Annotated in this window: 13 protein-coding genes; 5 read left to right on the top strand and 8 right to left on the bottom strand. The window is 70.4% G+C overall.

Features of this window, described 5'->3' with window-relative positions; translation table 11 throughout:
* Positions 1–49 precede the first annotated feature (49 nt).
* The 5 genes from ACFY1J_RS15130 to ACFY1J_RS15110 all read right to left on the bottom strand — a co-directional run bounded on the left by ACFY1J_RS15130 (position 50) and on the right by ACFY1J_RS15110 (position 4,599).
* Entirely contained in the window at positions 50–529 is a 480-nt protein-coding gene (locus ACFY1J_RS15130; protein WP_390731308.1) for a tetratricopeptide repeat protein, read from the bottom strand.
* Positions 530–734: 205 nt separating this feature from the next.
* Positions 735–2,009: a glycosyltransferase gene (locus ACFY1J_RS15125; protein WP_390708599.1), complete on the bottom strand. Its 1,275-nt coding sequence runs from the start codon at positions 2,007–2,009 to the stop codon at positions 735–737.
* 52 nt (positions 2,010–2,061) lie between these two features.
* Positions 2,062–2,616, bottom strand: coding sequence for a tetratricopeptide repeat protein (locus ACFY1J_RS15120; protein WP_390708600.1), 555 nt, complete (start codon positions 2,614–2,616; stop codon positions 2,062–2,064).
* 250 nt (positions 2,617–2,866) lie between these two features.
* The gene (locus ACFY1J_RS15115) at positions 2,867–3,301 is read right to left on the bottom strand and encodes a hypothetical protein (RefSeq protein ID WP_390708601.1); all 435 of its coding nucleotides are present in this window, start codon (positions 3,299–3,301) and stop codon (positions 2,867–2,869) included.
* Positions 3,302–3,387: 86 nt separating this feature from the next.
* Positions 3,388–4,599, bottom strand: a complete 1,212-nt coding sequence (locus ACFY1J_RS15110; protein WP_390708602.1) for a pyridoxal phosphate-dependent aminotransferase — start codon at positions 4,597–4,599, stop codon at positions 3,388–3,390.
* A 126-nt stretch (positions 4,600–4,725) separates the two neighbouring features.
* On the opposite strand from ACFY1J_RS15110, the gene ACFY1J_RS15105 reads away from it, so the two are divergent.
* Both ACFY1J_RS15105 and ACFY1J_RS15100 read left to right on the top strand, forming a co-directional pair.
* Positions 4,726–5,508 (top strand): hypothetical protein, encoded by a 783-nt coding sequence (locus ACFY1J_RS15105; protein ID WP_390708603.1) that lies wholly within the window; start codon positions 4,726–4,728, stop codon positions 5,506–5,508.
* Positions 5,509–5,662: 154 nt separating this feature from the next.
* Positions 5,663–6,523, top strand: a complete 861-nt coding sequence (locus tag ACFY1J_RS15100) for a serine protease (protein ID WP_390708604.1) — start codon at positions 5,663–5,665, stop codon at positions 6,521–6,523.
* 29 nt (positions 6,524–6,552) lie between these two features.
* On the opposite strand, the gene ACFY1J_RS15095 is transcribed toward ACFY1J_RS15100, so the two are convergent.
* Both ACFY1J_RS15095 and ACFY1J_RS15090 read right to left on the bottom strand, forming a co-directional pair.
* Positions 6,553–8,163, bottom strand: coding sequence for an amidohydrolase family protein (locus ACFY1J_RS15095; RefSeq protein WP_390731307.1), 1,611 nt, complete (start codon positions 8,161–8,163; stop codon positions 6,553–6,555).
* Positions 8,164–8,210: 47 nt separating this feature from the next.
* The gene (locus ACFY1J_RS15090) at positions 8,211–9,476 is read right to left on the bottom strand and encodes an amino acid deaminase (RefSeq protein WP_390708606.1); all 1,266 of its coding nucleotides are present in this window, start codon (positions 9,474–9,476) and stop codon (positions 8,211–8,213) included.
* Between the two features lie 136 nt (positions 9,477–9,612).
* Between ACFY1J_RS15090 and ACFY1J_RS15085 the strand changes: the two genes are divergently transcribed.
* Both ACFY1J_RS15085 and ACFY1J_RS15080 read left to right on the top strand, forming a co-directional pair.
* The gene (locus ACFY1J_RS15085; protein ID WP_390708979.1) at positions 9,613–10,659 is read left to right on the top strand and encodes a sugar kinase; all 1,047 of its coding nucleotides are present in this window, start codon (positions 9,613–9,615) and stop codon (positions 10,657–10,659) included.
* Positions 10,656–11,417, top strand: a complete 762-nt coding sequence (locus tag ACFY1J_RS15080; RefSeq protein ID WP_390731306.1) for an IclR family transcriptional regulator — start codon at positions 10,656–10,658, stop codon at positions 11,415–11,417. Before ACFY1J_RS15085 ends, ACFY1J_RS15080 begins: the two co-directional genes overlap by 4 nt.
* A 13-nt stretch (positions 11,418–11,430) precedes the next feature.
* Here ACFY1J_RS15080 and ACFY1J_RS15075 read toward each other — a convergent pair whose 3' ends face one another.
* Positions 11,431–12,549, bottom strand: a complete 1,119-nt coding sequence (locus ACFY1J_RS15075) for an RNA-guided endonuclease InsQ/TnpB family protein (protein WP_390731305.1) — start codon at positions 12,547–12,549, stop codon at positions 11,431–11,433.
* A 44-nt stretch (positions 12,550–12,593) separates the two neighbouring features.
* Here ACFY1J_RS15075 and ACFY1J_RS15070 point away from each other — a divergent pair, with 44 nt between their 5' ends.
* A complete protein-coding gene (locus ACFY1J_RS15070) occupies positions 12,594–13,004 on the top strand; it encodes a RidA family protein (protein ID WP_390708608.1) in 411 nt (136 codons plus the stop codon).
* The last annotated feature ends 3 nt before the right edge of the window (positions 13,005–13,007 follow it).

The following is a 13,007-nucleotide window of genomic DNA, read 5'->3' as shown; positions in this document are numbered from 1 at the left end:
CCCTGCGGAACCGGGCGGTCCGCAGGGCGCCCTCCGCGCCTTTGGCCACTCATCGAGAAGATCGGCTCACGGAATCCCGGAACTCCTCAGGCACTTGGGAAAGCAGTCCGTGCTCGATCTCGACCGCATGACGGTACACTTCCTCGGCCTCGTCCTTGCGGTGCTGCTCCGCCAGCAGGAAACCCAGCTGCATCTGGACCGCGGTGCCCTCCGGATCGGCGGCGACGGCACGCCTCAAGAGCTCGATGGCCCGGTCGGGATCGCTCGACCTCAGCAGATTCGCCTCGCTGTAGAGGGCGGACATGAAGGACGGATCGGACTCCAGGGCCTTCTCGTACGCCGCACGGGCGTCCGCCGTCCTGCCGTTCTGCTGCTCGATGAGGCCGAGGCCGTACCAGGCCTGCTTGTTCCCGGGGTCCAGTTCGAGCACATGCCGGTAGTCCCGGGCGGCGCCGAGGGAATCCTGGTGCGCCTGGCGGTCGAGCGCGGACCGCAGGAGCGCGTCCGCCTGCTTGCTGTTCCGGGTCACGGGCGCGGGCTTGGATTCCGGCCGCACGGTCGACGCGTGCTTGGATTCCGACGGCACGGTCGACGGGGACGGAAGCGCCCAGACGGTCACCCCGGCGGCAACCGCCGCCGTCGCGACGAGCCCTGCCCACAATCTCCTACGTGTCACTTTGTCCCATCTCATGGAAAGGTGGTGGATGGATTCACGGGTTCACGGGTTCACGGGGCTAGACCAGGAGCTTGCCGCCGCACCGTGCGGTGCCGTCCTTCATCGCGATGAGGTTGGCGACCACGTACGAGATGTCGTTCTTGGAGTGCCACTCGCTCGGGAAGTAGGTGACCAGACGCGATGACTGGAACCGGGCCTCGAGGTCCGGCACGAAGGCGCGGTACTGGTCGTCCGTGTAGTACCAGAACGAGTTCTCGTTGTAGTAGGCGGTGTGCGTCGGGTCCTGGTAGGCGCCGCGGCCGTCGGAGCTGGGCGTCATGGTGAGGAGCATGCCGCCGGGGGCCAGCAGCCGGTACAGCTCGTTGATCAGCGGCACCTTCGCGGGCACGTACTCGAGGAAGTCCACCGCCCGCATCAGACCGACGGAGCCGTCGGGCAGGTCCAGCTTCCCGGGCAGGGTCGCGACGATGTCGACACCCTTTCCCGGCCGCCGGTCCACGCCGACGTAGCCCGGCGGCTTCCGGTGGGCCGCGCCGAGGTCCAGCGCGAGCAGTCCGTGCCGGTGGGTCCAGGCGAGGGCGTTGGCTTCGATGTACTTGTCGTACAGGGCGACCGTCTCGCGCTGGATGTGCGCGTTGATCTCCGGGTCGCGCTGGGTGTTCCCGGGGTGCACCCGCTGCAGGTAGAGGCAGCGGTTGATGTGGTGGAAGTCGCCGATGTGGAACAGGCGGCACATCAGGTCCTGGTCGTCCAGCACCGTGCGCGCGGCGTCGTACCCGCCGGCCTTCTCGTAGCTCTCCTTGCGGAACGCCCGTACGTGGTTGGGCGCGTACCAGATGTAGGCGACGTTGTGCGGCGTCGGCGCCAGGGAGACGACCTGCAGCAGCTTGCGGCCGTCGACCTTCACCTCCTCGTACTGCCAGCCGAACGTCTCGTCGAAGCGGCTGTCGTCCCGCTTCCCGTCCTCGTCGATCTGCGCGGTGTTGCTGTAGACGAAGACGGCGTCGGGATGCTCGTCGAACGCCTTGCCGAGCTCCGCCAGGCACGCCTTCGCGAGCAGGTCGTCGTGGTCGAGTTCCACGAGGATCTCGCCGCGCGCCAGTTCACAGGCCCTGCGCTTCGCGGCCCCCACGCCGTCGACGTCGTCCGCGATCTCGATGCGGACCCGGTCGTCGGGCCGCTCCGGCCGCCACCGGGCGCCGTTGTTGAGCAGGACGATCCACTCCCAGTCCGAACAGGTCTGTGCCTGCAGGGTTGCCAGGCACTCATCGAGGAAACGGGGCCGGTGGCTGGGGGTGAAGACGGAGAACCTCGGTGTCGCGGTCGACGTCATCTGTTGCTCCCTGCTTGGCTCGATGTCGCTGAGAGGGTTACGGGGTCGTAAATCACCGGAATTCCTCCGGCACTTGGGAACGCAGTGAGGGATCGGCGGCGATTGCGCGCCGGAACTCGTCCGCGGCGTCCTTGTCACGGTTCTGCCGCGCCCGGATTCGTCCGAGGTGAAGATGTGCCGTGGCCGCACTGGGATTGCCGGCAATGACACGCTTCAGGAGTTCGCCGGCCTGATCGGGATCGCTCGACTCCACCAGAAGCGCCTCGTTGAAGAGAGCCGACGAGAACACCGGGTCGATCTTCAGGGCCTTGTCGTAGTCCGCACGGGCATCGGCCGCCCGGCCGGCCTGGTGCGCCATGACTCCCAGGTTGTACCAGGCGTACTTGTTCTGCGGGTCCAGCTCCAGGACGCGCCGGTAGGTGCGGTCGGCCCCTTCGACGTCATGGTTCTGCTGCTGCGCAATGCCGGCCTGCAAAAGCGTATCGGCGTCACGGAGGTTCTGGTCCGCCGATGACGGGGCCTTGGCATCCGGGGGCACGGCCGAGTAGGAAAGAATCGCCCACGACGTCACTCCGGTGGCAACTGCAGCCACAGCGAAGAGCCCCACCAACAATTGCCTACGTTTCACTTTGTCACATCTCGTGGAATAGTGAGGGACGATGGGTTGTCGGAGTCCGAACCACCGTCATTTCCACCGACGTTACGAGGCAGTGGTGACGCGGCCGCCGTTTGGCGGGCATGAGGGACGCGCAGTCCACCCGAATGTACGCGTCGTATCACAAAAAAATGGCGCCCGGTCCGCGCGTCGCTGCGGGTGCACGCGGACCGGGGCCGACGAGGGGACCCCGGGGGAGGGGTCAGTGGGCCGCGCTGAGTTCCTTCGGGTCGGCCAGCGCGGCGGCGTGTGCGTCCATGCGTTCGGCGGACAGGATCGCCGCCGACGTATCGGCGCGGGAGGCCGCGACGACGAGGGCGCGACCGGCGAGGGTGTGGGCCCGCTCGTGCAGGGCCGTCGGCCGGGGGTCGGGCCCGGTGCCGGGTGCGCGGGCCGGGGTGCGCCCGCCGCGCAGCCGGGCCACCTGCTCGGCGAGCCGTTCGGCCGCCAGGTCCAGGTCGGCGGAGGGCGCGAGCGTCCGCAGCTCGTCCGTGACGGCGAGCAGGGCCGCGAGATGTCCCGCGAGCTGGATGTCCAGCTCCTCCTCGCGCGACCGGTGGGGGAAGTCCGAGGTGGTGCCGGCCATCGTGCTGTGGACGGACCTGCGGGAAGGCCCAGTGCGGATCGGTTCGTACATGGATGGCCTCCTGTGCTCTGACAGGAAGCCATCCTAGCTTAGATTTCGTCTAAAGTTGAGTCCGGTCACGGATTGCGGTCCAGCGGCTACGGCTGGCCGTATCCGTCCAGGAAGGTGCCGATCCGGCTCACCGCGTCGCGCAGGTCCCCGACCGACGGCAGTGTCACCACGCGGAAGTGATCCGGCTCCGGCCAGTTGAAGCCGGTGCCCTGGACGACCATGATCTTTTCCTGGCGGAGGAGATCGAGGACCATCTGACGGTCGTCCTTGATCTTGAAGACCTGGGGGTCCAGACGCGGGAAGAGATACAGCGCGCCCTTCGGCCGTACGCATGTCACGCCCGGGATCCGGGTCAGCAGTTCGTAGGCGGTGTCCATCTGTTCCTTCAGCCGCCCGCCCGGCAGCACCAGGTCGCTGATCGACTGGCGGCCGCTCAGCGCGGCCACGACCCCGTGCTGGCCCGGCATGTTCGCGCACAGGCGCATGTTCGCCAGGATCGTCAGACCCTCGATGTAGGAGTCGGCGTGCGCGCGCGGGCCGGAGATCGACATCCAGCCGACCCGGTAGCCGGCCACCCGGTACGCCTTCGACATGCCGTTGAAGGTCAGTGTCAGCAGGTCGGGGGCGACGGACGCGGTCGGGATGTGCGTCGCGTCTTCGTAGAGGATCTTGTCGTAGATCTCGTCCGAGCAGACCAGCAGATTGTGCCGGCGGGCGATGTCCGTCAGGCCCTTGAGCACCGACTCGTCGTACACCGCGCCCGTCGGGTTGTTCGGGTTGATGATGACGATCGCCTTGGTGCGGTCGGTGACCTTGCGCTCGATGTCGGCGAGGTCGGGCATCCAGTCGGACTGCTCGTCGCAGCGGTAGTGGACCGCCGTACCGCCGGAGAGGGAGACGGCCGCCGTCCACAGGGGGTAGTCCGGCGCCGGTACGAGGACCTCGTCGCCGTCGTCCAGCAGGCCCTGCATCGCCATCACGATCAGCTCGGAGACGCCGTTGCCGATGAAGACGTGCTCGACGTCCGTCTCGATGCCGATGGTCTGGTTGTGCATGACGACCGCGCGGCGGGCGGCCAGCAGGCCCTTCGCGTCGCCGTAGCCGTGTGCCGTGGAGACGTTGCGGAGGATGTCCTCCAGGATCTCGGGCGGGCACTCGAAGCCGAACGCCGCCGGATTGCCGGTGTTCAGCTTGAGGATGCGGTGGCCGGCCGCCTCGAGCCGCATCGCCTCCTCAAGAACCGGCCCCCGGATCTCGTAACAGACGTTGGCGAGCTTCGTCGACTGGATCACCTGCATGTCCGTGAGCTTACGGCCCGGTAACGCCCCATGGGCCGTGTTTTCCACCACGTGAGACAAAGCGTTTTGTGCTGTTATCGCCGGTAGCTGTCCCAGCCGCCCCTCCCGTACCTAGAATTCCCGGCCATGTCCAGCCATCGCCAGCATGGAAACGGGGCCGAGGGTGTGAACGACGCGAACGACGCGAACGGCACGCCCGGGGCGCACGACGCCCACGAGGCGGGTCCCGCGGGCGGTGGGCCCGCGGCGGTGCCGAACGTCTACCACCCGCAGGCCGCGGCGGCGCCCGCGTACGACGCGTACGCCGATCCGGCGACCGCGCACGGCTGGCAGAGCGCGTACGACGAGACGTGCGAGCTGCCCCGGGTGACCGACGAGACGGCCCTGCTGCCGGCTCCCGTGCCGGCCGCCGCGGCGGGCCTGCCCGAGGGGGCGCCCGAGGGCGTGCCGGCGGGGCAGGGCCGTGCCGCGGCGCGGCGAGCGCGGAGCAGGCGCGGCGCGTCGCGGCGCCGGATCGCGGTGGCCGCCGGTGCCGTGGGCGCCGTCTCCCTCGCCGTGATCGCGGGGATGTCCGCCTTCTCGGGGTCCTCGCCGGGCGGGCCGCAGGGCCAGGGCGAGCGCAGCGGTTCGAACGCCAAGGACGACTCCGGGTCGCCGACCGGCTCGCGGTCGTCCGGCGCGCCGTCCGCCACGGACCCCTCGGGCGGCGCGACGCAGGCTCCCGCCGTCTCCGCGAGCGCGACCCCGAAGGCCTCGGCGAGCGGCTCCGCGCGCGGCGGTACCTCGCCCGCGTCCTCCGCCCCCGCCACGGTCACCGGCCGGCCGTCGGCGACCGCCTCCTCGGGCGGCCAGGACGACCAGGGTGGCCGTCCCGGGCGCGGCTGGGGCCGAACCAAGTACCCCAAGTAGACGTCTTTTGAGGTGAGTTGGGTATGCGGTCCGCTCCGTGCGGACTGCATACGACTTCTTGCCGCCCGCGTCGGGCACCCTCACAATGCACATGACAAGACGGCAGGCGACCGGAAGATCTCCGGTCGCTCACGTCTGCAGAGGGGACCCCCACATGAACAAGCCTCTCCTTGCCGCGCTCGCCACCCTGGTGATCACCGGGGCGGGCATGGCACCCGCGGCGGCCGCCACGGCGACGCAGAAGACGGCCACGGAGACGAAGAGCGCGGCACCCACGCTCAAGGCCGTCAACTTCGCCGGCACCGTCTCGCTCAGCAACTGCTCCGGCTCCGTCATCCGCTTCCCGGCCTCGGCGGACAGCGACCCGGCGCTGGTGATGACCAACGGCCACTGCCTGGAGACCGGCTTCCCGTCGCCCGGCGAGGTCATCGTCGACCAGGCCTCCAGCCGCAGCTTCGGTCTGCTCAACGCGTCGGCCACGCGGGTCGCGACACTGCGCGCCAGCAAGGTCGCGTACTCGACGATGACCGACACGGACGTCACGATCTACCAGCTGACCCGGACGTACGCGCAGATCAAGAGCTCGTACGGGATCGACGCGCTGACGGTGCAGGACACGCACCCGACCGCCGGAACCGCCATCACCGTCGTCTCCGGCTACTGGAAGAGGACCTACGCCTGCAACATCGACGGGTTCGTCTACCGCCTCAAGGAGGGCAGCTGGACCTGGAAGGACTCGGTCCGCTACACCTCCGCCTGCCAGACCATCGGCGGCACCTCGGGGTCCCCGGTCATCGACAACGCCACCGGCAAGGTCGTCGCCGTCAACAACACCGGCAACGAGGACGGCCAGCGCTGCACCGACAACAACCCCTGCGAGGTCGACGCCAACGGCAACGTGACCGTCCGCTACGGCATCAACTACGCCCAGGAGACCTACAACATCCCGGCCTGCTTCACCACCGGCAACAAGCTGAACCTGAACGCCAGCGGCTGCACCCTGCCCAAGCCGTAGCGGGGAGCGGGGAGCGGGGGCGCGGGCGGTCACACCGGAGTCCGGCGGACCGCCCGCCCCGCCAGCACGTCCGTCCGGCGCCCGTCCTCGATCACGAACCGGCCGTCGACCAGGACGTGGGGAATGCCGGAGGGCAGCGCGCGCGGCTGCTCGAAGGTGGACCCCGCCGCGACCGTCTCCGGGTCGAACAGGACCAGGTCGGCGCGGTACCCCTCGCGGACGAGCCCGCGGTCCGGCAGGCGCAGCCGGGCCGCGGGCCGTGCGGTGAGATGGGCGACGCACTCCTCCAGGGACAGCACGCCCAGCTCCCGCACATACCGGCCGAGGTAGTGCGGGAAGGTGCCGTACGCCCGGGGATGCGGCTTGGCGCCCTGGAGGATGCCGTCCGAGCCGCCGGTGTGCGCGCGGTGCCGCATGATCGCCCGGACGTTCTCCTCGTGTCCGACGTGATGCAGGATCGTCGAACCGAGCCGGTCCTCGACCAGCAGCCGGCGCGCGGTCGTCCAGGGGGCCTCGCCGAGCAGCTGCGCCGACTCCTCGACCGTACGGCCGACGTACTCCCCGAGCGCCGGGTCCGTCACGCCCGAGATCTCGATCGTGTCCCAGTCCACCGGCACGCCGTGGCAGCCGTCCGCGCCGACGACCTCCAGGTGGTGCCGGATCCGCTCGGCGGCCGCCTCGTCGGTGAGCCGGCCGAGGACCGCCTCCGGGCCGCCCTCGCCCGCCCAGCTCGGCAGCAGCGCGGCGAGCGTCGTACAGCCGGGCGTGTAGGGATACGTGTCGAGGCTGATGTCGGCACCGGCGGCCAGGGCGTCGTCGAGCAGCGCGAGCAGCTCGGGCGCCCTTTTCTCGTTGACGCCGAAGTTCATGGTGGCGTGGGCGAGATGCAGCGGGCAGCCCGCCTGTCGGGCCAGCTCCACCATCTCCGCGTACGCCTCCAGGGCGCCCGCGCCGTACGAGCGGTGGTGCGGGCAGTAGTAGCCGCCGTAGGACGCCACCACCCGGCACAGCTCGGTCAGTTCGGTGTCCTTGGCGTACATGCCCGGCGTGTAGGTGAGCCCGGACGACATGCCGACCGCGCCCTGTTCCATGCCCTCCGCGACCAGCTGCCGCATCCGGTCCAGCTCTTCGGGCGTGGCCTCCCGGTCCTCCCAGCCGACGGCGAGCGCGCGCACCGTGCCCTGGGGGACGAGATAGGCCGCGTTCACGGCGATTCCGCGGTCGAGCCGGTCCAGGTACTCGCCCACCGACCGCCAGTCGAAGTCGACGTCCTCGCCGCACCCGTTCCAGCCGGTGACCGCCCGGCGCATCTCGTCGAGCGTACGGTCGTCGACCGGCGCGTACGACAGCCCGTCCTGGCCGAGCACCTCCAGCGTCACGCCCTGCGCCGCCTTGGCGCTGTGGTCGGGGTCGCGCAGCAGGGCGAGGTCGCTGTGGGCGTGCATGTCGATGAAGCCGGGGGCCAGGACCAGGCCCTCGGCGTCCAGCTCCCGCATCGCCTGGGGACGCTGACAGCCCGCGGCCGCCGCCTCCTTGACGATCGAGACGATTCGGCCGTCGTCGATCACCACATCGGCGCGGTACGAGGGCTCCCCGCTGCCGTCCACCACGTCCGCGTCCCGGACGACGAGCTGCTCCACGAGCGGTGACCTCCTGGAAGAACGTGCGGACTGGAAGAACCCACGGACTAGAAGAACGTACGGATGTAGTCGACGACCGTCCCGTCCGCCTCGGCCACCGGGATCAGCTGCCACTTGTCGAAGGACGTGCAGGGGTGGGACAGGCCGATGCCCAGCCAGTCGCCGACCTCGACGTCCGCCTCCGGTCCGGTGCGCAGCCACAGGTGCTGGTCGGACAGCGCGGTCACCTCGATCCCGGCCGCCGGGCGCTCGACACCATCCCTGCGTACCACCTGGGCGACCGGCAGGTCGAGATCGTGGGCGGCGTCCCGCTTGCCCGCGTTGACGAACGCCTCGCTCGCCGACGGGCGGGACACCACCTGCGCCCACAGCCGGAACGCGGGCTCCAGGGCGCCCTCCTCGGGGACCCGGTTGAACGGGGTCTGCCTGCGGTAGTGCACGTCGTCGTGCGAGACGTAGGCGCCCGAGCGCAGCAACTTCAGCACCGGCAGGGAGAGTCCGGGGATCTCGGCGAAGACGTCGGCGACCGCGTCGAACCACTCGCTGCCGCCCGCGCTCACCACGATCTCGTCCGCCCGCGCGAACCGCCCCGCCTTGTCGAACTCCACGGCGATCCCGGTCAGCCGGCGCAGCCACGCCCCCACCGACTCCACGGAGGCGCCGGAGACCTGGGCCTCGTAGCCCGCCACGCCCACCAGGCGCAGCGTCCGCGCGCCCGCCACCGCGTCCGCGACCGCCGTGCACTCCGCGTCCGTGCGCGCGCCGGTGCGGGCGCCTTCGCCCGCGCCCAGCTCGACGACGACGTCCACCGGACGGGCTGCGCCGCGCAGGGCCGCGTCCATCAGTTCCACCCCGCGCACGGAGTCGACGTAACAGATGAAGCGGAAGGACGGGTCGGCGTCCAGCTCGGCGGAGATCCAGCGCAGCGCCGCCGCGTCCACCAGCTCGTTGGCGAGGAACACCCGCTCGATCCCGAACGCCCGTGCCACCCGCACCTGGTGCGGCAGCGCGAGCGTGATGCCCCAGGCGCCGTGCTCGATCTGGCGCCGGAAGAGCTGCGGGGCCATGGAGGTCTTGCCGTGCGGGGCGAAGGCGAGGTGGTGCCGGGCCGCGTAGCTCTCCATGAGCCTCAGATTGTGTTCCAGGCGCTCGGCGGACAGGGCGAGGACGGGCGTGGTGAAGCCATCGCCGAAGAGGTTGCGCCGCTCGGCCGCGAGCTCGCCGACGGTCAGGCCGTCGGCGTCCGGGGGAAGGCCCTTGAAGCGGTGGTCGACGCGTTCCTCGGCCAGGCGGGCGAGCGCTTCGGTGCTCATGGAGCCTCCCTCTCAAGGTGGTTGCAACATATGCAACGTGCATTGCGTATGGCGCTGATCGGTGTCTAGCATCTCGCCGACAACCGGGTCAACGGCGCCGCCGCGGCCCGTACATCGACACGAGTCAGGAGCCATCATCCTGGACGCTACTGACGACTCGGCTGTCGCCCCCGCCGTCGTGGACGTCGTCGCGCTCGGCGAGTCCATGGTCACGTTCCTGCCCACCCGGCCCGGCCGCCTCGCCGACGTCCCCGTCTTCGACCGCGCCATCGGCGGCGCCGAGTCCAACGTGGCCTGCGTCCTGGCCGCCGCCGGACATCCGGCGCGCTGGGTGAGCCGGGTCGGGTCGGACGGCTTCGGCGACCACCTCGTCGAGACGATCGGGGCGTACGGCGTCGATGTCGCCTCCGTGCGGCGCGACCCGGAGCGGCCCACGGGCATCTACTTCCGCACGGCCGGCGACCGGGCGGCCGGCGACCACGAGGTGGCGTACTACCGCGCCGGATCGGCGGCCTCGGCGATGGCTCCGGGAAACGTGGACCTGGCGGCGGTGCGCGCGGCGCGCGTGCTGCACCTGACCGGCATCACCGCCGCGCTCTCCGCGGACTGCCTGGAACTGGTACGGGCGCTCACCGCCCCCGGCGCCGGGCGGCCACTGGTCTCCTTCGACGTCAACCACCGGCCGGAACTGTGGCGGGACGGCACCGGGGCGGGGGTCCTCCTTGAGCTGGCCCGCGGGGCCGACATCGTGTTCGTGGGCGAGGACGAGGCGGCTCGGCTGTGGGGCCTGGACGGCCCCGACGCCATCCGCACGGCCTTGCCCGCTCCCACGGTGCTGGTCGTCAAACAGGCCGGTGCCGGAGCGACCGTCCACGACCGGGACACCGTCGCCTTCGTCCCCGCCCTCTCCGTCGACGTCGTGGCCGCCGTCGGCGCCGGCGACGCCTTCGCCGCGGGCTTCCTCTCCGCCACCCTGCGCGGGCTGCCCGTACGCGACCGCCTGAGGCACGGCCACCTCATGGCCGCCGCCGCGCTCACCGAGCCCGGCGACCTCGCCGCACCCCCCTCCCGCGACCACGCCGACCGGCTCGCCGCCCTGGACGAGGGGTCGTGGGGGAGACTTCGACTCGGCCCCGGCTGGACGCGGGCCGACCGGGCCCCGGAGGAGGCGATCACCCCATGAGCCAGACCGTCGACCGCGCGCTGAGCATCCTGCCGCTGCTCGCCGAGGGCCCCGCCGACCTCGGCCGGGTCGCCGACCGGCTCGGCGTGCACAAGTCCACCGCGCTGCGACTGCTGCGCACCCTGCACGAGCACGGCCTCGTCTACCGCCAGTCCGACCAGCGCTACCGCCTCGGCGCCAGCCTCTTCGCCCTCGCCCAGGAGGCGATGGAGAACCTCGACGTCCGCGAGATCGCCCACCCCCACCTCGTCCGCCTCAACGAGCAGTGCGGCCACACCGTCCATCTCGCGGTGTACGAGGAGAACGAGGTGCTCTACCTCGACAAGGTGGAGAGCCGCTACCCCGTGCGCATGTACTCACGGATCGGCAAGCCCGTCGCCATCACCGTCGCGGCCGTGGCCAAGCTGCTGCTCGCCGATCTGCCCGAACCGGAGCGCCGCGCGGTCGCGGAGCGGCTCGAATACCCCATGTACACGGCCCGTTCGACACCCAACGCCCCCGCCTATCTGCGGGAGTTGGACAAGGTGCGCGAACAGGGCTGGGCCACCGACCTCGGCGGCCACGAGGAGTCCATCAACTGTGTCGCGGCCCCCGTCCGGGGCGCCGACGGCCGGGTGGTCGCCGCGATGTCGGTCTCCGCACCGAACGTCGTCGTCACCGCCGAGGAACTCCTCACCCTGCTCCCGCTGGTGCGTCGTACCGCGGACGCGATCAGCGGCGAATACTCCGGCCGAACTCCGGTGAAGGACCCCGTTTGACTTCCTCCGCCGCCTAAGGGCGGGGGGTTCCAGCGGTCGCCCGCTGGGTTTCCTGCTTCACCGACGACCGCCCCGTCCGGGAAGGCTCCCGTTGAGGTCTTACACCGTCTCCACAGGCAGACGCCGCCAGCCCGGCGGCCAGGATGTTGCGCGCCGCGTTCACATCACGGTCATGCACGGTGCCGCACGCGCACGTCCACTCACGGACGTTCAGCGGCAGTTTCCCGCGGACCGTGCCGCACGCCCCGCACAGCTTGCTGCTGGGGAACCATCGGTCGATCACGACGAGTTCGCGCCCGTACCAGGCGCACTTGTACTCCAGCATCATGCGCAGGTCCGTCCAGGCCGCGTCGGAGATGGCGCGCGCGAGGCGGCCGTTCTTCAGCAGGTTGCGGACGGTGAGGTCCTCGATCACGACCGTTTGGTTCTCACGGACGAGACGGGTCGACAGCTTGTGCAGGAAGTCACGGCGCCGGTCGGCGATCCGCGCATGCACGCGAGCCACGTCCCGCTTCGGGTTGGCGATCTTCTCCCCGGTGGACAGGGTCACCAGCGATGTGATCCCGGCGTCGATGCCGACCGCCGCGGCGGTGGCGGGGGCCGGGGGGATGGTGTCTTCGCAGAGCAGGGACACGAACCAGCGGTCGGCCGCGTCGCGGGACACGGTGACCGTCGTGGGCTGCGCGCCCTGCGGCAGCGGACGCGGCCAGCGGATGTCCAGGGGCTCCGCCATCTTCGCCAGCGTCAGCCGGCCGCCGCGCCACGTGAAGGCGCTGCGGGTGTACTCCGCCGACGCCCGGGACTTCTTCCGGCTCTTGTACCGGGGGTACTGGGACCTCTTGGCGAAGAAGTTCCCGAACGCCGTCTGAAGGTGGCGCAGCGCCTGCTGGAGCGGGACGGAGGACACCTCCGCGAGGAAGGCGAGTTCCTCGGTCTTCTTCCACTGCGTCAGCGCGGCCGACGACTGCACGTAGGAGATACGGCGCTGCTCGCCGTACCAGGCCCGCGTGCGCTCCTGCAGCGCCTTGTTGTACACGAGGCGGACACAGCCGAACGTGCGCGACAGCTCAGCCGCCTGCTCGTCCGTGGGGTAGAAGCGGTACTTGAACGCCCGCTTGACCTGCCGCGTCATACCTCACATTTTGTCAGCTTCCGTGTGAGCCAAGGAGAGCCCCGATGACGGACAAGATCGCACTCACCCCGAAGACCCACAACACCCCTCCGGCCAAGTTCTCGTTCGGTGTGCGCAAGGGCAACATCCTCCAGGTGGCCGGGCAGGTCGGCTTTCTTCCGGCCGAGGAGGGCAGGCCCCCGACGCCCGCCGGTCCCAGCCTGCGCGAGCAGACCCTCCAGACCTTCGCCAACGTCAAGGCGGTCCTTCAGGAGGGCGGCGCGAGCTGGGACGACGTGATGATGCTCCGTGTCTATCTGACGGACACGGCGCACTTCGCGGAGATGAACGAGATCTACGACGCCTACTTCGAGGAGCAGGGGCTCACACAACCTCCGGCCGCTCGTACGACGGTGTACGTCGGTCTCCCCAAGGGCCTGCTGATCGAGATCGACGCCCTGGCCGTACTGGGCTGACCG

Origin of the sequence: Streptomyces sp. NPDC001406, assembly GCF_042895285.1 — a bacterium.
Taxonomy (GTDB): Bacteria; Actinomycetota; Actinomycetes; order Streptomycetales; family Streptomycetaceae; genus Streptomyces.
This window is presented reverse-complemented; position numbering and strand designations above follow the sequence as displayed.